The sequence below is a fragment of the Enterococcus sp. DIV2453a genome, assembly GCF_050533535.1.
Taxonomy (GTDB): Bacteria; Bacillota; Bacilli; order Lactobacillales; family Enterococcaceae; genus Enterococcus; species Enterococcus faecalis.
Genome location: NZ_CP172899.1, coordinates 187159 through 212500 on the forward strand (window position 1 = coordinate 187159; position 25342 = coordinate 212500).

18 protein-coding genes, 1 tRNA gene and 2 rRNA genes (1 of these 21 cut by a window edge) are annotated in these 25342 nt (G+C 40.0%); 20 read left to right on the forward strand and 1 reads right to left on the reverse strand.

Going from position 1 to position 25342, the window contains the following annotated elements; genetic code table 11:
• The first annotated feature begins 95 nt into the window (after positions 1 to 95).
• The 5 genes from IGK03_RS00920 to IGK03_RS00940 all read left to right on the forward strand — a co-directional run bounded on the left by IGK03_RS00920 (position 96) and on the right by IGK03_RS00940 (position 5720).
• Positions 96 to 809, forward strand: coding sequence for an NAD-dependent protein deacylase (locus IGK03_RS00920; RefSeq protein ID WP_002408256.1), 714 nt, complete (start codon positions 96 to 98; stop codon positions 807 to 809).
• Between the two features lie 4 nt (positions 810 to 813).
• Entirely contained in the window at positions 814 to 1659 is an 846-nt protein-coding gene (locus IGK03_RS00925; RefSeq protein WP_202334732.1) for a chorismate mutase, read from the forward strand.
• A gap of 10 nt (positions 1660 to 1669) precedes the next feature.
• Entirely contained in the window at positions 1670 to 2182 is a 513-nt protein-coding gene (locus IGK03_RS00930; RefSeq protein ID WP_002356248.1) for a transcription repressor NadR, read from the forward strand.
• Positions 2183 to 2410: 228 nt separating this feature from the next.
• Positions 2411 to 3952: a glucosaminidase domain-containing protein gene (locus IGK03_RS00935; RefSeq protein WP_202334733.1), complete on the forward strand. Its 1542-nt coding sequence runs from the start codon at positions 2411 to 2413 to the stop codon at positions 3950 to 3952.
• Between the two features lie 277 nt (positions 3953 to 4229).
• The gene (locus tag IGK03_RS00940; protein WP_002361555.1) at positions 4230 to 5720 is read left to right on the forward strand and encodes an aldehyde dehydrogenase family protein; all 1491 of its coding nucleotides are present in this window, start codon (positions 4230 to 4232) and stop codon (positions 5718 to 5720) included.
• 226 nt (positions 5721 to 5946) lie between these two features.
• Here the strand turns inward: IGK03_RS00940 and IGK03_RS00945 are convergent, their stop codons facing one another.
• The gene (locus IGK03_RS00945; protein ID WP_002356251.1) at positions 5947 to 6930 is read right to left on the reverse strand and encodes an L-lactate dehydrogenase; all 984 of its coding nucleotides are present in this window, start codon (positions 6928 to 6930) and stop codon (positions 5947 to 5949) included.
• Positions 6931 to 7266: 336 nt separating this feature from the next.
• Here IGK03_RS00945 and pth point away from each other — a divergent pair, with 336 nt between their 5' ends.
• From pth to IGK03_RS01020, 15 genes are all read left to right on the forward strand, one after another.
• The gene (gene pth, locus IGK03_RS00950) at positions 7267 to 7833 is read left to right on the forward strand and encodes an aminoacyl-tRNA hydrolase (protein WP_002361556.1); all 567 of its coding nucleotides are present in this window, start codon (positions 7267 to 7269) and stop codon (positions 7831 to 7833) included.
• A gap of 19 nt (positions 7834 to 7852) precedes the next feature.
• Positions 7853 to 11392, forward strand: a complete 3540-nt coding sequence (gene mfd / locus IGK03_RS00955; RefSeq protein WP_002388750.1) for a transcription-repair coupling factor — start codon at positions 7853 to 7855, stop codon at positions 11390 to 11392.
• Between the two features lie 15 nt (positions 11393 to 11407).
• A complete protein-coding gene (locus IGK03_RS00960) occupies positions 11408 to 12997 on the forward strand; it encodes a putative polysaccharide biosynthesis protein (RefSeq protein WP_002383878.1) in 1590 nt (529 codons plus the stop codon).
• Between the two features lie 14 nt (positions 12998 to 13011).
• Positions 13012 to 13275: an RNA-binding S4 domain-containing protein gene (locus IGK03_RS00965; RefSeq protein ID WP_002356255.1), complete on the forward strand. Its 264-nt coding sequence runs from the start codon at positions 13012 to 13014 to the stop codon at positions 13273 to 13275.
• A gap of 254 nt (positions 13276 to 13529) precedes the next feature.
• Positions 13530 to 14009 (forward strand): FtsB family cell division protein, encoded by a 480-nt coding sequence (locus IGK03_RS00970; RefSeq protein ID WP_002356257.1) that lies wholly within the window; start codon positions 13530 to 13532, stop codon positions 14007 to 14009.
• Between the two features lie 44 nt (positions 14010 to 14053).
• Positions 14054 to 14533, forward strand: a complete 480-nt coding sequence (locus tag IGK03_RS00975) for a S1 domain-containing RNA-binding protein (RefSeq protein ID WP_002356258.1) — start codon at positions 14054 to 14056, stop codon at positions 14531 to 14533.
• Between the two features lie 85 nt (positions 14534 to 14618).
• Positions 14619 to 16007 carry a tRNA lysidine(34) synthetase TilS gene (tilS, locus tag IGK03_RS00980; RefSeq protein WP_202334735.1) on the forward strand — a complete coding sequence of 463 codons (1389 nt, stop codon included), beginning with the start codon at positions 14619 to 14621 and terminating at the stop codon, positions 16005 to 16007.
• Positions 16008 to 16025: 18 nt separating this feature from the next.
• A complete protein-coding gene (hpt, locus tag IGK03_RS00985) occupies positions 16026 to 16571 on the forward strand; it encodes a hypoxanthine phosphoribosyltransferase (RefSeq protein ID WP_002356260.1) in 546 nt (181 codons plus the stop codon).
• A gap of 93 nt (positions 16572 to 16664) precedes the next feature.
• Positions 16665 to 18821 (forward strand): ATP-dependent zinc metalloprotease FtsH, encoded by a 2157-nt coding sequence (gene ftsH / locus IGK03_RS00990; RefSeq protein WP_002363441.1) that lies wholly within the window; start codon positions 16665 to 16667, stop codon positions 18819 to 18821.
• Positions 18822 to 18982: 161 nt separating this feature from the next.
• Positions 18983 to 19879, forward strand: coding sequence for an Hsp33 family molecular chaperone HslO (hslO, locus tag IGK03_RS00995; protein ID WP_002359370.1), 897 nt, complete (start codon positions 18983 to 18985; stop codon positions 19877 to 19879).
• 11 nt (positions 19880 to 19890) lie between these two features.
• A complete protein-coding gene (dusB, locus tag IGK03_RS01000) occupies positions 19891 to 20889 on the forward strand; it encodes a tRNA dihydrouridine synthase DusB (protein WP_010707989.1) in 999 nt (332 codons plus the stop codon).
• 93 nt (positions 20890 to 20982) lie between these two features.
• On the forward strand, positions 20983 to 22479 hold the full coding sequence (gene lysS, locus IGK03_RS01005; RefSeq protein ID WP_010707990.1) for a lysine--tRNA ligase: 1497 nt from the start codon (positions 20983 to 20985) through the stop codon (positions 22477 to 22479).
• A gap of 641 nt (positions 22480 to 23120) precedes the next feature.
• Positions 23121 to 24681, forward strand: a 16S ribosomal RNA gene (locus IGK03_RS01010).
• Positions 24682 to 24760: 79 nt separating this feature from the next.
• A tRNA-Ala gene (locus IGK03_RS01015) sits at positions 24761 to 24833 on the forward strand.
• Positions 24834 to 25009: 176 nt separating this feature from the next.
• Positions 25010 to 25342: ribosomal RNA gene (locus tag IGK03_RS01020) — 23S ribosomal RNA — on the forward strand (it continues 2580 nt past the right edge of the window).
• The 16S and 23S rRNA genes sit together here with 1 tRNA gene alongside, the layout of an rRNA operon.

Below are 25342 nucleotides of genomic sequence, written 5' to 3' on the forward strand. Positions count from 1 at the left end.
TCAATATATAGGTAAGAAGTTTTCAAAAAGTGGAAAAACTTTTGGTGCTAATGTTAAAATACGTTATAATATAGAAGATTAGGAGCTGAATCGATATGCAAGATATCACGCAAGCCGAGGCAATTCATTGGTTGGCAACCCAACAAAAAATCACATTTTTAACAGGTGCGGGTATCTCGACAGCCTCAGGTGTGCCAGATTATCGTTCCTTAAAAGGTGTCTATCAAGGAATCCAGCAACCGGAATACTTATTGAGCCGGACTTGCTTAAAAACAGAGCCAGAAAAGTTTTATCAATTCGTTAAAACGCTCTATCATCCAGACGCACAACCTAATATCATTCACCAGAAAATGGCACAATTAGAGCAAATGAAACGGGGAAAAATTGTTTCACAAAATATTGATGGGCTTCATCGAAAAGCAGGTAGCCAAGAAGTGGTGGACTTTCACGGTAATTTATATGAATGTTATTGCCAAACTTGTGGTACAACGGTTCCTTGGCAAGACTATTTACTTAGTGATCGGCACGCAGACTGTCATGGACAAATCCGTCCAGCTATTACTTTGTATGAAGAAGGATTATCCGAAGAGGCAATCGAAAAAGCCATTCAGGCCGTTGCTTCTGCCGACTTAATCGTGATTGTCGGCACGAGTTTTCAAGTGCATCCATTTTGCGATTTGATTCATTATAAACAACCAACGGCAGCTATTTTAGCCATTAATCAAACGCCGCTATTTTTACAACAACCTTATTATTTTTTAGAAGCGAAAGCCGAAACGATATTTGCAGAATTAACGATAAAGGAGTAACGGAATGGAAGAATTTAAATCAGAAAAAGAAAAAATGATCGCAGGTGCACTATATTTTGCCTCAGATCCTGAATTAGTGGCTGATCGCAAAAAAGCCCGTGAACAAATGGCGTTAATTAACCAACAACCAGACACTTATATTCGTCGTCAATTAATAGAAGAAACATTTGGAAAAGTGGGTGTCGGGACGTACATCGAACCGATGATTCAATTTGATTACGGCTACAACATTTCTGTGGGAAAAAATTTCTATGCCAATTTTAATAACGTTTTTTTAGATGTTTGTCCAATTGAAATTGGCGATAACTGTATGTTTGGCCCCAATGTGCAACTTTATACAGCCGAGCATCCATTACAAGCGGCTAAGCGTAATAGCGGAATGGAATCAGGGAAACGAATTATCATTGGCAACAATGTTTGGATTGGCGGTGGAGCGATTGTCCTTCCTGGCGTAACATTAGGCGATAATGTAGTGGTGGCAGCAGGTGCTGTTGTGACTAAATCGTTCCCAGAAAACTGTGTGATCGCAGGTAATCCAGCACGGATAATTAAAGAATTGACTGAAGATGACGCCCAAACAACTTCTTTAGAACAACAACGAGCAAAGATTAACCAAATCGATAAGGAACTGGTCCGTTTGTTAGAACAGCGGATGGACGTCGTCGCAGAGATTGCTGCAGTGAAAAAGAAAGCAGGTCATGCGGTTTTTGATTCTGAAAGAGAACAACAAGTATTAGAAACTATTCTGAATCATGTTGAAAATGCCGAGTATGAAGAAACATTATCTGAGACTTTCCAGGGAATTATGGACGCCTCTAAACGTTTCCAAGAAAAACATTTAGGAGAGTGAGGCGAAGGTCGTGGATGGAGAAATCAGAAGAAGAGAGATTGTTAAAAGATTAAGAGAGACCGAAAAGCCAATTAGTGCCACTCGTTTTGCAAAAGCTTTTGATGTCAGCAGACAAATTATTGTAGGAGATGTCGCTCTATTACGGGCGACAGGGGTCGAAATTGTCGCAACAGCTCGAGGGTATATGTTGGAACAACCTTTAGAAGGAATTGAACGGAAAATTGCTTGTCAACATACACCTGAACAAACGAGAGAAGAATTGTCAGTCATTGTTGCCAAAGGTGGAGAAGTGGTAGATGTGAGTATTGCACATCCGCTTTATGGGGAATTAATTGGCAGTTTGCGCATTCAATCAGAGAAAGATATTGATAAATTTATGGACAAGTATCAAAAAGAGCATGCTACATTACTATCAGTTTTAACAGGAGGCGTCCATCTGCATACTATTCGCTGTGCAGACGAAGAAACTTTCCAAGAAATCAAAGAGGCACTTCGAAAAAAAAGTATTTTGTTTGAAGGATAACGAGAAAAAGAGAGGACATTGATGTTTGTTCAAGCCCTTTCTTTTTTTTCTTAGAAAATTACCAAAAAAAGATAGAAGAATTTGTGAATTTTCTTCTATTTTTTTAACTTTTTGCTAGAAATTTTTTATGAAACAGTATACTATTAAAAAAGGAGCCATTTAAACAATAACTATGTCAATTATATATGTTGGTACATAAAAATAAATGGAGAAAAATAAAAAAGGAGAATGAGTATGAAAAAACAATTTGCCCTGTTCTCTACCTTATTACTTTTAGGTTCATCAATGCCAGTAGGTGCATTTGCAGAAGGTAATAACTTGGTAGCTGAAAATAGTTCTGTTGCAGAAACAACCGCAGAAGCAACAACTGCTGAAGCCACTGAAACGACAGCGACTAGTGAAACAACAGAAGCGACAGAAGAATCAACAACTGAAACAGAAAGTTCAACCGAATCAAGTGAATCTGCAACCACGGAGTCCACGGAAACGTCAGGAACCGAAACGTCAGGAACCGAAACGACAGGAACCGAAACGACAGATTCCACAACGGATTCAACATCCACAAGTACGACAGAATCGACTACTGACTCCACCTCAACGAGTGCAACAGAGTCAACCACAGATTCTACGTCAACAAGTACAACTGAATCAAGTACCACGCCGACGACTACACCAAGTTCTTCTAAAGAACAGCCAAAACCTGGCACGAGTACTTCTGAATCAAAACAGCCGGCGAAACCAGTGACACCAACAGCGCCAGCTGAAAAGCCAGTAGAACAACCAGCAGCGTCAACACCGCAGCCCGAAATAGTCCCACCGGTTACAAATGAAACGGTTGGGTTAGTGGAAGACGATGAGACGTTTACGGTCAGCAAAACGAAGAAGACAGAAGAGTTTATTCAAGAAATCGGTGAATCTGCTCGGAAAGTGGCCAAGGACAAAAACTTATATGCTAGTGTGATGATTGCTCAAGCAATTTTAGAAAGTGGCAGCGGCAATAGTAAATTAAGCCAGAAACCAAACTACAATTTGTTTGGTATTAAAGGCGATTACAAAGGTCAATCTGTTTCTTTTATTACCTATGAAGACAATGGTTTCGGTAACCTATACACAGTAGAAGCAAAATTCCGTCAATATCCAACGTATAAAGAATCAATGGAAGATTATGCGAAATTATTGAAAAATGGTTTAGATTCCAATAAAGATTTCTATCATGGTGTCTGGAAAACGGAAGCCAAATCATACAAAGAAGCGACACGTTTCCTAACAGGAAAATACGCAACGGACAAAGATTACCATAAGAAATTAAATGCGTTAATTAAAACATACGATTTAACTTATTATGATAAAGAAAAAGCAACCGTTGAACCAATGGAATCAAATTTCCCAGCCTATAATGGCAAAAACTATGACACCTTTAATAGTTATGCTTGGGGCAACTGTACACAATATGTCTACAACCGTATTACGCAATTAGGTAAACGTGTGGACTTAACAATGGGGAATGGTCAAGATTGGGGCGAAACAGGTCGTGCACGCGGGTACAAAGTAAGTCGTACACCAAAAGCAGGCGCAGCGGTTTCCTTCCCAGCTGGCGTTTTAGGCGCAGACAATACTTATGGTCATGTCGCATTTGTGGAAAAAGTCTTTAAAGATGGTAGCATCTTAATTTCTGAAATGAACGTGAAGGGATTAAACGTTGTTTCGACACGTACAATCTCAGCCGATGAAACACATTTAATGAACTATATCGTTCCAAAAGATAAATAAAAAAATCAGCTCTTTGTCAATAAGAACGAATGAGTTGGAAAAATCAAAGCTAGCACTGAAGAAGCAATTTTAATTCTTCAGTGCTAGCTTTTTTTTGTGGCAAAAGTTCTCTCCAATAAAGTTTAATACATTCAGTTATTGCCAGGAGGCTTCAGGTCGGGATGAGTTAGCAACAGTCGCTGAGAGCTATATTTTTTTTAGGTAGAATCATTTACTTTTAGGTGGAAGATGTCTTATAATTGTAAGCGGATACAAAAATAAAAAAAGAGGTGGGTAAATGAGTAAAAAAGAAATAAATCAAGTAGTTGCCAGTAGCTATCAATTGTATATTAATGGAGAGTGGACAACAGGTAGTGGTAACAAAATGATTGCTAGTTACAATCCTAGTAATGGTGAAAAATTAGCAGAATTTGTAGATGCCACAAATGCAGATGTGGATCGAGCTGTAGAAGCAGCCCAAGAAGCGTTTCAGACATGGAAAGATGTTGATGTTGTAACAAGAAGCAATCTTTTATTGAAAATTGCTGATTTGATTGAAGAAAATCAAGAACATTTGGCTATGGTGGAGACTTTAGATAATGGAAAACCGCTTCGGGAAACGCAATCAATTGATGTCCCTGCCAGTGCAGACCATTTTCGGTATTTTGCTAGTGTGATTCGTGGAGAAGAAGGGTCTGTCAAAGAATTTGATAAGGATACGTTATCCATTGTTGTGAAAGAACCCATTGGTGTTGTGGGTCAAATTATTCCGTGGAATTTCCCCTTATTAATGGGCGCTTGGAAATTAGCGCCAGCGTTGGCAGCAGGTAATACGGTTGTGATTCATCCATCCTCGAGCACATCATTAAGTCTGTTGGAATTGTTTAAGATTTTTGATCAAGTCTTGCCGAAAGGAGTAGTGAATTTAATCACCGGTCGTGGTTCTGATTCAGGAAATTATATGTTGGCACATCCAGGTTTTGATAAGCTAGCTTTTACAGGCTCAACAGAGGTGGGGTACACTGTCGCTAAAGCCGCGGCCGACCGCCTAATTCCAGCCACTTTAGAACTTGGTGGAAAATCAGCCAACATTATTTTTGAAGATGCCAATTGGGAACGAGCATTAGAAGGTGTGCAGTTAGGAATTTTATTCAACCAAGGGCAAGTTTGTTGTGCTGGGTCTCGTGTGTTCGTTCAGTCAGGTATTTATGATCAATTTGTAGAAGCTTTAAAGGAAAAATTTGAACAAGTGAACGTTGGTTTCCCGTGGGAAAAAGATGTTGAAATGGGCGCTCAGATCAATGAGCATCAATTGGAAGAAATTTTAAAATATGTCGAAATTGGTGTGAAGGAAGGAGCTACACTGATTACTGGTGGGCAACGTTTAACAGAAAATGGGCTAGACAAGGGGGCATTTTTAGCACCTACGTTATTAGCGAATGGCACGAATACAATGTGCGTGGCCCAAGAAGAAATCTTTGGTCCTGTTGCAACAGTGATTAAATTTGAAACGGAAGAAGAAGTCATTCGTTTAGCTAATGATTCTGAATATGGTCTAGGTGGTGCCGTCTTTTCTCAAGATATCAATGTGGCATTACGGGTTGCTCGTGGTGTACGGACAGGTCGGATGTGGGTCAACACATACAATCAATTGCCTGCGGGCGCGCCATTTGGCGGTTATAAAAAATCAGGAATTGGTCGAGAAACGCATAAATCAATGCTAGATGCTTATACGCAAATGAAAAATATTTACATTGTGACAAAAGAAGAAGCAGATGGGCTGTATTAAGTAGTGTAGTGAATTTTAGATAACAAACTTATTTTTGGTTATTGTTATTTTTCGAGCTAAACAAAACAATAATTTTTTTAAAAAGTTGAGTGATGAGTAAAGTAAAACAGATTAAAAGTAAAGCCTGGTGCAAAAATCACTTTGGATTTTTGTACCAGGCTTTAAAGCGGAGTAACAATAGTGGTCACTCTTGGTTATTTTCAATTTTCGACTATTATAGAAGGAGTTATTTTGCTTCTTCTGCTTCAAATTTAGCAAAAGCTGTTTCAATAACTTCTTTTAATGCAGAAGCAGAAGCTTCCATTTTTTCTTGTTCAGCATCTGTTAATGGAATTTCAATGACTTGTTTAACTCCTTGGCGGTTGATGATCGCTGGTGCACCGATATAAATATCGTTTTGACCATATTCACCTTCTAAATAAACAGATAATGGTAACACAGAGTTTTCATCGTTTAGGATAGCTTTAGTGATACGCGCTAGTGCCACCGCGATTCCATAGAAAGTAGCTCCTTTTTTCTCGATGATTGTGTAAGCAGCGTCGCGTACGTTGAAGAATAAATTAACCATTGCTTCTTCATCGACGTCAGGATTATTTTTCACCCATTCGTAAATTTGTAAGCCAGCGACATTTGCATGTGACCAAACTGGGAATTCTGTATCTCCGTGTTCACCTAAGATGTAGGCATGGACATTTCGTGCATCAACGTCAACTAATTCGGCAATTGCTTGACGGAAACGAGCAGAATCTAGTGAAGTTCCTGAACCGATTACTCGTTCTTTCGGGAAGCCAGAGAATTTCCAAGTTGAATAAGTCAAAATATCAACTGGGTTTGCGGCAACTAAGAAGATACCGTTGAAACCAGAATCAACAATTGTTGTAACGATTTCTTTATTAATTTTCAAGTTTTTATGAACTAAGTCTAAACGAGTTTCGCCTGGTTTTTGAGGCGCACCAGCTGTTAAGACAACTAAGTCTGCATCATGGCAATCGTCATAAGTAGCAGCATAGATTTTTTTAGGAGAAGTAAATGCTAATGCGTGAGATAAGTCCAACGCGTCTCCTTCAGTTTTTGGTACATTAATATCAATAATCCCAACTTCTTGAGCAATATTCTGAGTTACTAAAGCAAAGGCATAGCTAGAACCTACGGCACCGTCCCCGACTAAAATTACTTTTTGGTGATCTTTATTCCCTGCGGCTGCAGTCATGTGTACCATTCCTTCCTCTACATTCTTTTTCGTGAGCAACGAGTTTTTATTTCCTGTTGCTAAAGTGATAGTAACATGGTTTGTAAAAAATGTCACGAACTTTGATTGTAAAAATGATACAGTTTTCAGACCTGTTTCAAAATGGTAGCTCTTACATGTGCGTAATTTCACTATCTTATGCATATTTAAATTTCTAAAAAATTTTTTTTACATCTTTCTTAATCTTCAAAGACTGCGAGTTTTTTTATTTCTATGGTATAATGAATAAAACTGGGTAGCGCATACGCTTCCCAGCCATTTTGTGTTGGCAAGCTTATAATCCAAGGAGAATGAAAGATGAAAGTAATCGTAGGACTGGGAAATCCCGGTAGTAAATACAAAGAAACAAAACACAACATTGGTTTTATTACGCTAGATGAAATTGCGTATCGGCAAAATGTTTCGTTTAATAATAGTAATTTTGAAGCAGATATTGCAGAGTTTTTTATAGGGACTGAGAAAGTATTGTTAGTGAAACCATTAACATTTATGAATGAATCAGGTCGCTCTGTTGGTCCGTTGTTGACCTACTTTGGGGTAGATGAGGAAGACTTGATTGTTATTTATGATGACTTAGACTTAGAGGTCGGTAAAATTCGTTTACGGCAAAAAGGTAGTGCTGGCGGCCACAATGGGATAAAAAGTCTGATTGCCCATTTAGGCACAAATGTCTTTCCTAGAATTAAAATTGGCATTGGTCGGCCCTCAAAAAATGATACAGTTATCCACCATGTACTAAGTACTTTTCCCAAAGAAACACACGAAGAGATGTTACTTGCTGTAAAAAAAGCAGCCGATGCCGCTTTATATGCATGCGAAGGACATACGTTTGTTGAAACAATGAATCAATTTAATGGAAAATAGCAGAAAGGAGGGCCCTTGTTTGAATATTATCGAACGAATTAGCCAAACAGAAATTGCTAAATCATGGCGCAGTCAACTAATGACAACAGGAACGCGCCAACTAATTACTGGGTTATCAGGCTCTGCTAAAACATTACTGATGGCAGGCGCTTTACAAAAGACGCATCAAAAAATTGTTATTGCGGTCCCAAACCTATACTATGCCAATCAATTAGTAGATGATTTTTTAAATATTTTACCTTCAGAACAAGTTCATCTATTTCCAGTAGATGAAGTGTTATCCGCCGAAATGGCCTTTTCTTCACCAGAAGCGCGCGCAGATCGAGTGAGTGCGTTAAATTTCCTGATGACAGCGAATGCAGGAATCGTGGTCGTGCCAGTAGCTGGACTACGAAAATATTTGCCAACGAAAGAAACGTGGCAAAATGCGCAACTTCATTGGGAAATCGGGACAGAAGTAGAACCTGAAATCCTCGCGCAACGCTTAGTGTTAATGGGCTATGAACGCCAATCGATGGTCGGAAAGCCCGGCGAATTTAGTATTCGCGGAAGCATTGTTGATGTCTATCCGCTAAATGCCGAATACCCTGTTCGGGTGGAACTGTTTGATGTTGAAATTGACTCAATCCGTTATTTTGAAGCAGATACCCAACGTTCATTAGAAAATCTTGAAGAAGTAACGATTTCACCAATGACTGATTTAGTATTCTCAAAGGCAGATATGAATCATGGCATGACGAGGTTACAAGATGCTCTAGAAAAACGTTTAGCGACAGCTAAAGATCAAACGGAGACCGATTTTTTAGAAGAATATTTTGGTCAGTTGCTGTCTTCTTGGGAACAAGGGATTCCTACAGAAAATGCTCACTATTATACAGATTTTCTGTACCAACAAAAAACTACGCTGTTAGATTATTTACCAGAAAATAGTTTGCTTTTTGTGGATGATTATTCTCGTATGATGGAAACGGAGCGAGAAATCGCTAGAGAGGAAGCGGAATGGCAAACCCTGAAAATTGAAGAAATGCGCGTGTTTTCTGAACAAACTTTTGGTGTAGACTTTCATGATCAATTGCGAAAAACTGCACGAAATACGACCTTCTTTTCACTTTTTCAAAAAGGGATGGGGAATCTTCGTTTCCAAGAAGTCCATAATTTCCAATATCGTTCAATGCAACAATTCTTCGGTCAAATGCCGTTGCTAAAAGCGGAAGTGGACCGTTGGCAAAAGCAAAACCAAACGGTCGTTGTTTTTGTTCCTACGAAAGAACGGATTCAAAAAGTCGAAGAGCTATTTCAGGACTTTGACATACCTAGCGTAGTAAGCAATTGGGATCAGTTGTTAGATGGGCATGTCCAAATTGTCCAAGGGGCATTACAAACAGGGTTTGAATTACCTAAAAACAAGCTCGTGGCGATTACGGAAAAAGAAATTTTTCATACAACGACCAAAAAACGGGCACGTCGTCAAACAATTTCTAATGCGGAACGTTTGAAAAGTTATAGCGACTTAAAAACGGGCGATTATGTCGTTCATGCGAATCACGGGATTGGTAAATATATTGGTATGGAAACCTTAGAAGTTGATGGGGTCCATCAAGATTACATGACTATCTTGTACCAAAATGATGACAAGTTATTTATTCCAGTAACACAATTGAACTTGATTCAAAAGTTCGTTGCTTCCGAGTCTAAAACGCCGAAAATTAACAAGCTAGGCGGCAGTGAATGGACGAAAACTAAACGAAAAGTTGCTTCAAAAATTGAAGATATCGCGGATGATTTAATCTTACTTTATGCGACAAGAGAATCGGAAAAAGGCTATGCTTTTCCGCCAGATGATGCGTATCAAAAAGAATTTGAAGAGGCTTTTCCGTATTCTGAAACAGATGATCAATTACGTAGTGCTGCCGAAATTAAACACGACATGGAAAAATCTCGACCAATGGATCGTTTGTTAGTTGGCGATGTAGGGTTTGGTAAAACAGAAGTGGCTTTACGAGCGGCTTTCAAAGCTGTTAGCAACAATAAACAGGTTGCCTTTTTAGTGCCAACAACTATTTTAGCGCAACAACATTACGAAACGATTCAAGAGCGGTTTGAGGGCTTTCCTGTAGAAATTGGTTTATTAAGTCGTTTCCGCACGAAAAAACAGCAAAATGAAACAATTGAAAAAATTAAACATGGCCAAGTAGATATTGTGATTGGTACCCATCGTTTATTGTCGCAAGATATTAATTTTAGTGATTTAGGCTTGTTGATTATTGATGAGGAACAACGGTTTGGAGTGAAACATAAAGAACGACTAAAACAATTGCGTTCACAAGTGGATGTCTTGACGTTAACAGCAACGCCAATCCCAAGGACCCTTCATATGTCGATGTTAGGTGTCCGTGATTTATCTGTCATCGAAACCCCACCAGAGAATCGTTATCCGATCCAAACGTATGTCATGGAAAATAATCCTGGGGCGATTCGGGAAGCGATTGAGCGAGAAATGGCTCGAGATGGTCAAGTCTTTTATTTATACAATCGAGTAGATACGATTGAACGAAAAGTTGAAGAGTTACAAGCGCTAGTTCCAGATGCAAGAATTGCGTATGCACATGGTCAAATGACAGAAGTACAACTGGAGAATACTTTGTTTGATTTTATTGAAGGACAATATGATATATTAGTCACTACAACAATTATTGAAACAGGAGTAGATATTCCTAATGCTAATACCTTGTTTGTAGAAAATGCGGACTATATGGGCTTATCTACGTTGTATCAATTACGTGGTCGTGTGGGGCGTAGCAATCGAGTGGCCTATGCTTATTTTATGTACGAACAGCAAAAAATCCTAAACGAAGTTAGTGAGAAACGTTTAGAAGCAATTAAAGACTTTACGGAATTAGGTTCTGGGTTCAAAATTGCGATGCGTGACCTTTCCATTCGAGGGGCCGGAAACCTTCTTGGTGCCCAACAACATGGCTTCATTGATTCGGTTGGGTTTGATATGTACTCACAGATGTTGTCTGAGGCAGTTGCTCGTAAACAAGGAAAAAATATCCAAGACCAAAAAACGTCTGTTGAAATTGATTTGGGCATTGATGCTTATATTCCAGGAACGTACATTACAGACGAACGACAAAAAATTGAAATTTATAAACGGATTCGTCAATTAGAAAATATGGATATGTACGAAGAATTAGAAGCGGACTTGTTAGACCGCTTTGGAGAGTATCCTGACGAAGTGGCGCATTTATTAACCACTGGCCGTATCAAAATGGATGGCGACCGTGCCTTGTTAGAAAGTATTCGTAAACGCGACCAAAAAGTCAAGTTTGTGTTAAGTAAAATTGGCACAAAAACATACTCTGTGGAGCAGTTGTTTGAAGCGTTATCGGCAACCAGCTTAAAAGCGGATCTAGCAGTTGAGAAAGAACAAATGACTATTTCCTTGAAGTTGCCGAAAGATTGTAAAGAAGCTGTTTGGATTCAAGAAATTGCTACTTTTACAACCGCATTGCGACAAGAAAAATACAAACATTCGCAAGAAACGGATTCCCTTTAAAAGGAGGCCTAGAAGATGGCACAAAAAGAAATGCAGCGAATGATGCAAGGTGCCGTTGTGTTAACCATTGCTTCCTTCATTGCAAAAGTGTTGAGTGCGTTTTATCGCGTTCCTTTTCAGAACTTTGTAGGGGATGAAGGATTTTACGTGTATCAGCAAGTTTATCCAATCTATGGGATTGCGATGACATTAGCATTGTCAGGTTTACCGCAATTTATTTCCAAAATTGTTGCTGAACAACCAGATATTCGGAGTCAAAAACAAGTGTTGCGCCAACTATATCCCTATGTGTTATGGTTAGCGATTGCTTGTTGGGCCTTCTTTTTCTTTGGTAGTCAAGAAATTGCTATTAGTATGGGGGATGCTGCACTCCAACCATTAATGGAAGTTGTTTCCTTTACCTTTTTACTCGTTCCAATTCTTTCTTTCTATCGTGGGAATTTTCAAGGTCATTTGTTGATGGTGCCTAGTGGTATTTCACAGGTGATGGAACAGTTTGTGCGTGTCGGGGTTATTCTAGTAGCTGCGTTGTCCTATCATTACTTTGGTGGCTCCATTTACCAAACGGGGACGGTGGCCATGAGTGGTGCGTTGGCTGGCGGTATCTTAGCGGTACTTGTCTTATGGTACTACAATCGAAAAATTCTTAGTGGAAGTACGGAATACTTGCATCAATGGAAGATTATGCCTCAAACCACAGGACTATTTAAACGTTTAATGATTGAGGGTGGTTTGGTCTCTTTATATAGTGCTTTTCTGATTCTATTTCAATTAATTGATTCCTTTAAAGTAAAAAATGCCCTCATGCTTTTCGGGCTCTCTGATTTAGCTGCAAAAGTGGACAAAGGGGTCTATGATAGAGGACAACCACTAGTTCAATTAGGATTGGTAATTGCTTTAGCTTTAAGCTCAACCTTTTTACCAGGTTTGACAAAATATTTTATGAAAAAAGACCGTCAACAATTTTTACAAGTTGCAAAAATCTTTTTGCGTCTTACCACAACCTTGGCATCGGCGGCTTCGATTGGTCTGATGATGTTATTGCCGTACATGAACTTTACGCTTTTTAAAGATTATAAAGGCAACGATGTTTTAGGGGTGTATGTTTTATCCATCGCTTTTATGGCCATTATTCAGGCCTACCAAAGTATTGAACAAAGTCGCAATCGTTTTAAAGGTCCTTTAGTGGCAGCTGGTGTGGGCTTATTAGTGAAGTTACTGACAACGGGCTTTTTCACCATTCGTTGGGGAACATTAGGTGCTAGTTGGTCTACCATCCTTGGGTTACTAGCGACGTTATTCGTTTTAGTCCGACAATCGGATGCAGCGATTAATTGTTTTGTTCGAGAACGAAGCTTTTTGAAAAAACTGTTGCTTAGTTTAGCAATCATGATGCTGTCATTACTGGTCTATCAAGGAATTATCTCCATCTTGTTCCAAGGTGTGCATCACCGAAGTCAAGCGTTTTTCGTTACAGTTTTAGGTGTTGCAGTGGGTGGTACAGTTTTTATTAGCACCATCATTAAGTTAGAATTATTTACGATACGTGAATGGTTAAGTTTACCGTATGGCGCAAAAATTTTACGGATGAGACAAAAAAAATAAAAGAGGTGAATGTGATGCGGTTAGATAAATTTTTAAAAGTTTCTCGCATTATTAAAAGAAGAACAGTTGCCAAAGAAGTCGCTGATAAAGGTCGGATTCAAATCAACGGAGTCTTAGCCAAATCTTCTAGTACTGTGAAGATTGGTGACCTTGTCAAAATTCAATTTGGGAACAGAATTTTAGAAGTAGAAGTCCTGCAACTAAATGACTCTACGAAAAAAGAAGATGCCACAAAAATGTATGAGATAAAATCAGAAACACGTGTCTCTGAAGAATAAACAGGTGAGGATGGAGCGCTTGGCAAGTTCATTGAAAAGATGAATATTCCAAGTGCTTCATCCTTTCAGCGTTTTAATGAAACAGACGCGCCGCTTTTGAAAAAAATTAATAAATCAACCGCTGTTATTTCAAAAGCAAAGAATATTTTAGAAAAGAGCTTGATTTTCTTTAACTTCTCTGAAATTAACATTAGACAAGGTTCTTAGATGTTGGTATAATAAAACGGACAATCCAAAGCGAGTGGAGCGAGACGATGGGAAAGAATGAAAAAAACTCGAAGAAAGTTGCGGCATTGGAAAATGACTACACGAAAGAACAGTATGTCGAATTCCAAAAACAACAGAAACAATTGATTTTTAGACGCAGACGCTTGGCAGCGATTTTTCTCGTGGCCTTCATTATTTTTGCCTTTTCTGGCATCCAATTGATGAAAGATTATCATCGCTTAGGTGCTTTCAAACAAGAACGAGCAGATGCAATTGCTGAATCCGTAGCAGTTGATAAGAAGGTCAAGGATTTAAAAAAAGACGTTGCTTTGTTAAAAGATGATGATTATGTGGCAAAATTAGCACGTAGCCGTTTCCTTCTCTCAAAAGAAGGCGAACAGATTTATCCCACACCAGAACAAATGAAAAAAACACAGACTTCTGGAGCGGAAGAAAGCAAGAGCAGTTCAGAAAAAAATAGTCAATCACAGTCTTCAACTGAAACAACTAAGTCTTCAGCTGAATAAACTGCAATTATAATTAGGGAAAAAATAGGAGGAACAATTTTTTTATGTCAATCGAAGTAGGAGCTAAATTGCCAGGAAAAGTGTCAGGGATTACTAACTTTGGTGCATTTATTGATTTAGGAGAAGGAAAAACTGGGTTAGTACACATCAGTGAAGTGTCTAATGGATTCGTTAAAGATATTCATGATGTATTAACAGTAGGTGACGAAGTAACAGTGAAAGTAACCTCAGTTGGTGACGACGGCAAAATTGGCTTATCGATCCGTAAAGCGCAAGAGCCAGCAGAAGGGCAACAACCAAAACGTGAATTTCAACGTCGTGAAAACAATTATGAGAATCGTGACCGTAATCCACGCGCAGGGGGCAAAAAGCCTTTCAATAAACCACAAGCAAATAACAATAACAATAAACAAGATTTTGACTCATTGATGAGCTCTTTCTTGAAAGATAGTGATGACCGTTTATCTTCATTAAAACGTAATACTGAAGGCAAACGTGGCGGACGTGGCGGACGTCGCGGCTAAGCACAAACAAATAGGGGGACTGGGGATAACGAATGGGTTATTTCTCGGTTCCTCTTTTATTCTAAGGAAGAAAGAAGGGCGAACAATGTTTTGGCAGTTTTATAAACGAGGAAAAGAACAAGGATTTTGGCAACCGCATCAAACAATCGTGGTCGCCGTTTCTGGTGGTGTAGACTCCATGGCCCTTTTGACGTTAATGGAACAGGTGGCAGAAAAAGAACAATTACAATTGGTTGTTGCACACGTCAATCATCAATTGCGAGAAGCGTCGGCACAGGAAGCGCAATATCTCGCTACCTATTGTCAGCAGCGAGAGCTGACGTATTATGAAACGCGTTGGGAAGACCCTGAAAAGCAACGGAATTTAGAAGCAAAAGCGCGCACATTTCGTTATGAATTTTTTAAAGAAGTCATGGAAATTGAAGGTGCGGCGGTCTTAATGACGGCACATCATCTAGACGATCAAGCGGAAACGATTTTAATGAAGCTGATTCGAGGAACTAATTTTTCCCATTCCGCGGGCATCAAAGAGAGACGTCCTTTTGCGACAGGGGAATTGATTCGTCCGTTACTTATTTATCCAAAAGAAGAATTGTATCAATTTGCACAGCGCCAAGCATTCGTTTATTTTGAGGACGAAACGAACCAAACCAATGAATATTTAAGAAATCGGCTCCGAAATCAGGTTTTGCCGCTATTAAAGCAGGAAAATCCGCAATTCTTAGATCAGATTGCTTCTTTTAGTAATGAACAACGTTTTGCCCAAGAATTTATTCAAGAACAAATTGAGCCTCAATTATCTGAAGCCGTAGAACCAACCAAACAAGGCTGGCGCATTCCTTTGAAGAGATTATTAAAAGAAACGCCTGCGTACCAGCACTTCTTTTTAACCGCGTTTTTCCAAAAAACATTAGTGCCATTAGGGGTTTCGTTAAACCAACGCCAGATGACACAAATTTTAAAAGTTTTGAATGATGAACGGCAACCGCAAGGCTCGGTTATGTTAGAACACCAATGGCAACTAGCTAAAAGTTATGATTGGCTATGCTTAGAACAAAAACAGGCTGCACTGCGAGAAGAAGTTACACATTTATTAGTACCTGGTGCGGGGATTTATTTATCGGAAACCGAGTGGCTAGGATTAATTGCGACAGACAAACCGTTTCCTCTTCCTGAAGAGATTAATCAATGGACGGGTCAGTTGTTAGCAATCCCGTTGACAACAGCCACACCTTTGACCGTTCGTCATCGCCAAAGTGGTGATCGGATTACATTAAAACCAGGGTTTACGAAAAAATTAAGCAGAGTTTTTATTGATCAAAAAGTGCCAAATGAAGCGAGAGAGAGTGCTTGGGTCATTACGGATGAGCAAGAGGAAATCATTTGGGTACCAAAATTTGCAAATTCCTATTTGAGTATTCCTTTAGAAACTGATAAAATACACTACAGACTCCTTTTTAAGACAAAGGAGTAATGCTGAAAGGAGCGCACTATGATAGAAAAAGATATTGAGAAAGTCCTAATCTCCAAAGAAGAAATTCTTGCGAAGTCTGCAGAGCTTGGCAAGCAACTGACAGAAGAATATCAAGGGAAAAATCCTTTAGTGGTCGGTATTTTAAAAGGTGCAGTACCATTTATGGCTGATTTGACTCGTGAAATCAATACTTATTTAGAATTGGACTTTATGGATGTATCTAGCTACGGCAACGCGACAGTTTCTTCAGGCGAAGTAAAAATTGTCAAAGACTTGGACACAAATGTCGAAGGTAGACATATTTTAATCGTAGAAGATATCATCGATAGTGGTCGTACATTAGCGTATTTAGTAGATTTGTTTAGATACCGTAAAGCTGCATCTGTGAAAATTGTTACCTTATTAGATAAACCAGAAGGCCGTGTAGTAGACATTAAAGCTGACTACGTAGGGTTTGATGTGCCCAATGAGTTTGTGGTCGGTTACGGATTAGACTATGCAGAAACGTACCGCAACTTGCCTTATATTGGCGTTTTAAAACCTGAAGTTTACGAATCAAATTAATATCTATCAAGGAATTAATTGTGTTACAATGTAAAGGTCAGGATTGATAAAAGAATAACATGAATTGTAATGATGAGCATAAGGAGGACAGGCATGAACAAAAAGAATAATGGCATGAAAAATGGTTTATACTACGTCTTAGTAGTACTTGCCATGGTCATGGTTGTCTATTTCATTTTTGGAAATAACAACCAACAATCGCCAGACATCGATTACTCAACCTTCCAACAACAATTGGAAGACGGAAAAGTCAAAGACATGACCATTCAACCAACCAATGGGGTTTACCGGATTGAAGGTCAGTATAAAGAAAAACAAGAAGTGAAAGACACAGGTGGTCTGTCATTGTGGGGCTCAACGCAAGCGTCGTCAAAAGGCTTCACAACAACCGTTTTACCTAGTGATACAACCTTAGCTGGCATTCAAGATGCGGCACAAAATAACAAGGTGAAGCTAGTTGTCAAAGAACAATCAACAAGTGGTGCTTGGTTGTCACTGTTGTTTAGTTTCTTACCATTAGTGATTATTTTCTTCTTCTTCTACATGATGATGAGCCAACAAGGCGGTGGCGGTGGCGGCGGTGGCCGTGTGATGAACTTCGGTAAATCCAAAGCCAAAGAAGCCGATAAAAAAGCTAACCGTGTCCGCTTCTCAGATGTAGCTGGTGCGGAAGAAGAAAAACAAGAATTAGTTGAAGTAGTGGAATTCTTAAAAGATCCACGTCGTTTCGCTGAATTAGGCGCACGGATTCCTGCGGGCGTACTATTAGAAGGACCTCCAGGGACTGGTAAAACGTTACTTGCTAAAGCCGTAGCAGGTGAAGCAGGTGTGCCATTTTACTCAATCTCAGGTTCAGATTTCGTTGAAATGTTTGTCGGGGTCGGTGCTAGCCGTGTCCGGGATTTATTTGAAACAGCGAAGAAAAACGCGCCTGCGATTATCTTTATCGATGAAATCGATGCAGTTGGTCGTCAACGTGGTGCTGGTATGGGTGGCGGACACGACGAACGTGAACAAACCCTTAACCAATTATTAGTTGAGATGGATGGTTTTGATGGCAATGAAGGAGTTATCGTAATTGCTGCAACGAACCGTTCAGACGTGTTAGACCCAGCGTTGTTACGTCCAGGTCGTTTTGACCGCCAAATCTTGGTAGGACGTCCAGATGTCAAAGGTCGTGAAGCGATTTTACGTGTTCATGCGAAAAACAAACCGTTAGCTGATGACGTTGATTTGAAAGTTGTTGCACAACAAACACCAGGTTTTGCTGGTGCTGATTTAGAAAATGTCTTAAACGAAGCAGCCTTAGTTGCCGCTCGTCGTAACAAGAAAAAAATTGATGCTTCTGATGTGGATGAAGCCGAAGACCGCGTAATTGCTGGTCCAGCTAAAAAAGATCGCGTGATTAATAAGAAAGAACGCGAAATGGTGGCTTACCATGAAGCAGGACACACAATTGTTGGTTTAGTCTTAAGCCGTGCTCGTGTTGTCCACAAAGTAACGATTATCCCTCGTGGTCGCGCAGGCGGTTATATGATTGCTTTACCAAAAGAAGATCAATTCTTAATGACTAAAGAAGATATGTTTGAACAAATCGTTGGCTTACTTGGTGGACGTACAGCAGAAGAAATTATCTTTGGCGTTCAATCAACAGGGGCTTCAAATGACTTTGAACAAGCAACAGGGATTGCCCGTAGCATGGTAACGGAATATGGAATGAGCGACAAATTAGGACCTGTTCAATATGAAGGAAACCATCAAGTCTTTGTCGGTCGTGATTATGGTCAAACAAAAGCTTACTCAGAACAAGTGGCGTTTGAAATCGATCAGGAAGTTCGTCGTATCTTAATGGATGCTCATACAAAAGCGCATGAAATTATCGAAGCGCACCGTGAACAACATAAACTAATCGCTGAAAAACTATTAGAATATGAAACATTAGATGCAAAAGCAATCAAATCATTATTTGAAACAGGTAAAATGCCTGAAGGTGCTGACAGCGACTATCCTAGTGAAAAAGAAGCGCAAACATTCGAAGAAGCAAAACGTGCTTTAGAAGAAAAAGAAGCGCAAAAACAAGTTGAAGAAAAACAAGACTTTGAAGAAGCGAAAAAAGAATTACATGATGAAGCAGAAGAAGTCAAAGTAGAAAGCGAACAAACAGAAAAAGAAGTCCAATCTGAAGAGAAAAAAGATTCAGATTCCAATTCTGAATATGATCGCAATAACTACGAAGATCGTTATAAATAACCAATTAGTAGAAGGTGCAGTATTTGTCGAGATGACGAATACTGCACCTTCTATAATATTAAGATATTCTATAGAAGGAAGATTATTTGGTTGAAAAAACACCTGATTCCTAGTATTATCTGACTAATGGACAAAAAAGCACCAAGAGAAGAGGAAAAAGAATGGAAGATTATTTAGTAAAAGCCCTTTGTTATAAAGGTTCAATTCGAGCATATGCCATCAGTGCCACTGAAACTGTTAGCGAAGCGCAAAGAAGACATGATACATGGAGTTCTTCTACCGCAGCGTTAGGGCGCACATTGATTGGAGCCCTTTTACTAGGAGCGACTTTAAAAGGTGACGATAAATTAACTGTAAAAGTACAAGGAAATGGCCCAGCTGGCGCTATTATTGTCGATAGTAATGGCCGTGGAGAAACAAAAGGCTACATTAAAAATCCACATGTCAGCTTAAAGTTGAATGCAACAGGTAAAATTGATGTACGTGGCGCTGTCGGTAACGAAGGAATTTTCACAGTCATTAAAGATTTAGGATTAAAAGAAACCTTTTCTGGACAAACACCTATTGTTTCTGGTGAAATCGGTGAAGACTTTACATATTTTATGGCGGTCTCTGAACAAGTTCCTTCAGCTATCGGTTTAGGTGTATTGGTGGACACGGATGAATCTGTGAAAGCAGCCGGTGGTTTTATGATTCAAGTAATGCCAGGTGCCGATGAAAGTACCATTGATTTTATTGAACAGCGTCTAGCGGAAGTGCCACCAATTTCACAATTACTAGAAAATGGAGAAACACCTGAACAAGTCTTGTATCGCTTATTGGGAGAAGACGAAGTAGAAATTTTAGAAAAAATGCCTGTACAATTTAAATGTGACTGTTCCAAAGAAAAATTTGCGACCGCTTTGATTGCTGTTGGGATCGATGAATTAAATGCGATGATTGATGAAGATCATGGAGCAGAAGCAGTTTGTCAATTCTGTAACAATAAATATCACTATAGTGAAGAAGAATTAATTGAACTTCGCGATGAAGCGATTCGCAATACGAAACAAAAGTAGGAGGAAAGACTATGTGGAAAATTGGAGACGTTGAAATCCCCAACCGTGTTGTCGTAGCTCCGATGGCGGGTATTAGTAACGCCGCTTTTCGTGTGACTGTAAAAGAATTTGGCGCAGGATTAGTCGTTTGTGAAATGATTAGTGACAAAGGAATTAAATTAAGAAACAAAAAAACCTTAGAAATGCTATATATTGATGAGCGAGAATATCCTTTAAGTGTACAAATTTTTGGTGGAGATAAAGAAACATTAGTGGAAGCTGCTAAGTTTGTTGAAGAAAATACGCAAGCGGCGATTATTGATATTAACATGGGTTGCCCTGTCAATAAAATAATTAAAGCTGAAGCTGGTGCGAAATGGTTGCTGGATCCGAATAAAGTGCATGAGATGGTTCACGCAGTCTCTTCGGCAGTTTCTTTGCCTGTCACTGTAAAAATGCGAACAGGCTGGGATGAAGATCATCTATATGCTGTAGACAACGCTTTGGCTGCCGAACAAGCAGGCGCTTCGGCAATTGCTATGCATGGTCGGACACGTGTCCAAATGTACGAAGGGACAGCCAACTGGGACGTTTTAAAGGAAGTGAAAAAGCATTTAACCATTCCTTTTATGGGAAATGGCGATGTCAAAACGCCTGAAGATGCTAAACGCATGTTAGAATATGTTGGAGCGGATGGTGTGATGATTGGTCGAGCTGCTTTGGGCAATCCTTGGATGATTCAACGGACGAAAGAATACTTGGAAACGGGCGAATTGATGCCTGAGCCTTCACCAGCTGAAAAAATTAACATTGCAAAAGTTCATTTACAACGATTAGTGGATTTAAAAGGTGAAAAAATTGCGGTCCGTGAGTTTCGCCAACATGCTTCTTACTATCTAAAAGGAATCTCGCGAGCGGCCAAAGTAAAAGTTGCGATTAACCAAGTTGAAACACAACAAGCAGTTGTCGATTTACTTGATGCCTTTGTAGAGAAGATTTCCAAAGTTGTTGTAACTACTATAGAAGAATAAAAAATTCAAGCCGAAAGTAAAATTCGGCTTGCTTTTTTTCGAATTACTGTGGCATTATTAGGATAGGTTAAAATCAAGAATGGAGGAACAACAGTGGCAGAAGAACAACAAGCGCATTTAGAGGATTTAAATGATCAAATGCTCGTGCGCCGCGAAAAAATGGAAGCTTTACGTGAAGAAGGGATTGATCCTTTCGGTAAACGTTTCGATCGCACTCATAATTCAGCAGAACTTCATGAACAATATGATAATCATACAAAAGAAGAACTTAGTGAAATGAATACAGAAGTCAGCGTTGCTGGACGTATGATGACAAAACGTGGTAAAGGAAAAGCTGGTTTCGCCCATTTGCAAGACCGTGAAGGCCAAATTCAAATTTATGTTCGGAAGGACCAAGTTGGAGACGAAGCCTATGAACTATTTAAACATGCTGACTTAGGCGACTTCTTTGGTGTGACAGGTCAAGTAATGAAAACCAATACGGGGGAAGTTACTGTTAAAGCTCAAACAATTACGTTATTAACTAAAGCTTTGCGTCCGTTGCCAGATAAATACCATGGATTAACGAATGTGGAACAACGCTATCGTCAACGCTATTTGGATTTAATCAGTAACAAAGAAAGCTTTGATCGTTTCATGAAACGCAGTCAAATTATTAGCGAAATCCGTCGTTATCTAGATGGCAATGGCTATGTCGAAGTAGAAACGCCTGTCTTGCATAACGAAGCAGGAGGAGCTGCTGCTCGTCCATTTATCACACACCATAATGCATTAGATATGGACTTATACTTACGCATTGCACTAGAGTTACATTTAAAACGTTTAATTGTCGGTGGCATGGAAAAAGTATATGAAATTGGTCGTGTCTTCCGTAATGAAGGAATCGATACCACTCATAACCCAGAATTTACAATGCTAGAAGCTTATACCGCTTATACTGATTATCAAGATGTGATGGATTTAACAGAGGGAATTATCCGTAATGCTGCGGAAAAAGTCTTAGGAACTACTGATATCACGTACGATGGTCAAGCGGTTGATTTAGGCAGTCCTTTCAAACGTCTACACATGGTAGATGCGGTCAAAGAACAAACGGGCGTAGATTTTTGGCAAGAGATGACGATAGAAGAAGCCCGTACGTTGGCTAAAGAACATAATGTTGAAATTACAGATGCTATGACAGTCGGTCATATCATTAATGAATTTTTCGAAACATTTGTAGAAGATACATTGCAACAACCAACATTTATTTATGGTCACCCAGTCGCTGTTTCACCATTAGCGAAGAAAAATCCAGAAGATGGTCGTTTCACTGACCGCTTTGAACTATTTATTATCGGAAAAGAGTTTGCTAATGCATTTACAGAATTAAATGATCCGATTGACCAACGTGAACGTTTTGAAGAACAAGAAAAAGAACGGGAACAAGGAAATGATGAAGCACACGGAGTAGATGAAGATTTCATCGAAGCCTTAGAATATGGCTTGCCACCAACCGGAGGATTAGGTATTGGGATTGATCGACTAGTTATGTTATTAACCGATGCTCAATCAATTCGTGATGTATTATTATTCCCAACAATGAGATAAAAAAAGATGCCTTAAGGGCATCTTTTTTTTGTATTCGCAAAAAATTAAATAAAAAACAATTGAAACCAATTCTTTTTTTCTAAAAAAATCGAAGATGAGTAATAAAAAGAATGGGTAATCTGATAAAAAAACGAACTTTATCTATCGAATAAGAAAGAACAATCGGTATTGAAAAAAAGTTTAAAAAAAGTGAAAATAATGATTGACCAATGCTTGAAATCTTGGTATATTATTACATGTCGCAAGGCGAGTCACACAGCTGAGCGATTCAGAAATCAATAATTAAATAACAATTCTTGATTTCAAATCTCTCGAAAAAAGTTTGAAAAAACAACAAAAAAGTTGTTGACAAATAACAAGCGAGATGATAAGATATAGAAGTTGTCACAACAGACAACAACAACCGAGCAAAACAACTTAAAAAAACTTTTTTAAAAAAAGTTCTTGACATTCAAACGAAAGTTTGTTATGATATAAAAGTTGCTGCGAGGTAACGTAGACCTTTGAAAACTGAACAAAGAATAGACGAACCAAATGTGTAGGGCGTCTTGATTCAATTCAAGACAACAAACATTTTTAACAAGCAAGCAATATGCTAGCAAACAAATTGAGCTTAACAATCGCAAGATTGTTCTAACTTTTATTATGAGAGTTTGATCCTGGCTCAGGACGAACGCTGGCGGCGTGCCTAATACATGCAAGTCGAACGCTTCTTTCCTCCCGAGTGCTTGCACTCAATTGGAAAGAGGAGTGGCGGACGGGTGAGTAACACGTGGGTAACCTACCCATCAGAGGGGGATAACACTTGGAAACAGGTGCTAATACCGCATAACAGTTTATGCCGCATGGCATAAGAGTGAAAGGCGCTTTCGGGTGTCGCTGATGGATGGACCCGCGGTGCATTAGCTAGTTGGTGAGGTAACGGCTCACCAAGGCCACGATGCATAGCCGACCTGAGAGGGTGATCGGCCACACTGGGACTGAGACACGGCCCAGACTCCTACGGGAGGCAGCAGTAGGGAATCTTCGGCAATGGACGAAAGTCTGACCGAGCAACGCCGCGTGAGTGAAGAAGGTTTTCGGATCGTAAAACTCTGTTGTTAGAGAAGAACAAGGACGTTAGTAACTGAACGTCCCCTGACGGTATCTAACCAGAAAGCCACGGCTAACTACGTGCCAGCAGCCGCGGTAATACGTAGGTGGCAAGCGTTGTCCGGATTTATTGGGCGTAAAGCGAGCGCAGGCGGTTTCTTAAGTCTGATGTGAAAGCCCCCGGCTCAACCGGGGAGGGTCATTGGAAACTGGGAGACTTGAGTGCAGAAGAGGAGAGTGGAATTCCATGTGTAGCGGTGAAATGCGTAGATATATGGAGGAACACCAGTGGCGAAGGCGGCTCTCTGGTCTGTAACTGACGCTGAGGCTCGAAAGCGTGGGGAGCAAACAGGATTAGATACCCTGGTAGTCCACGCCGTAAACGATGAGTGCTAAGTGTTGGAGGGTTTCCGCCCTTCAGTGCTGCAGCAAACGCATTAAGCACTCCGCCTGGGGAGTACGACCGCAAGGTTGAAACTCAAAGGAATTGACGGGGGCCCGCACAAGCGGTGGAGCATGTGGTTTAATTCGAAGCAACGCGAAGAACCTTACCAGGTCTTGACATCCTTTGACCACTCTAGAGATAGAGCTTTCCCTTCGGGGACAAAGTGACAGGTGGTGCATGGTTGTCGTCAGCTCGTGTCGTGAGATGTTGGGTTAAGTCCCGCAACGAGCGCAACCCTTATTGTTAGTTGCCATCATTTAGTTGGGCACTCTAGCGAGACTGCCGGTGACAAACCGGAGGAAGGTGGGGATGACGTCAAATCATCATGCCCCTTATGACCTGGGCTACACACGTGCTACAATGGGAAGTACAACGAGTCGCTAGACCGCGAGGTCATGCAAATCTCTTAAAGCTTCTCTCAGTTCGGATTGCAGGCTGCAACTCGCCTGCATGAAGCCGGAATCGCTAGTAATCGCGGATCAGCACGCCGCGGTGAATACGTTCCCGGGCCTTGTACACACCGCCCGTCACACCACGAGAGTTTGTAACACCCGAAGTCGGTGAGGTAACCTTTTTGGAGCCAGCCGCCTAAGGTGGGATAGATGATTGGGGTGAAGTCGTAACAAGGTAGCCGTATCGGAAGGTGCGGCTGGATCACCTCCTTTCTAAGGAATATTACGGAATTACACATTTCGTCTTTACTTTGTTCAGTTTTGAGAGGTCTACTCTCAATCAAATAACTTCGGGGCCTTAGCTCAGCTGGGAGAGCGCCTGCTTTGCACGCAGGAGGTCAGCGGTTCGATCCCGCTAGGCTCCATTGATAGCTTTTGCTATCAGATTCGTTCATTGAAAACTGGATATTGAAGTAAAAAGAATCAAAACAAACCGAGAACACCGCGTTGAATGAGTTTTTTAATAAGTTCAATTGCTTATTTATTGATTAACCTTCTATCGCTAGAAGAAGTGATCAAGACCCAACCGTAAGGTTGATAAGGTTAAGTGAATAAGGGCGCACGGTGGATGCCTTGGCACTAGGAGCCGATGAAGGACGGGACTAACACCGATATGCTTTGGGGAGCTGTAAGTAAGCTATGATCCAGAGATTTCCGAATGGGGGAACCCAATATCTTTTATAGGATATTACTTTTCAGTGAATACATAGCTGATTAGAGGTAGACGCAGAGAACTGAAACATCTTAGTACCTGCAGGAAGAGAAAGAAAATTCGATTCCCTGAGTAGCGGCGAGCGAAACGGGAAGAGCCCAAACCAACAAGCTTGCTTGTTGGGGTTGTAGGACTCCAATATGGTAGTCTGTTAGTATAGTT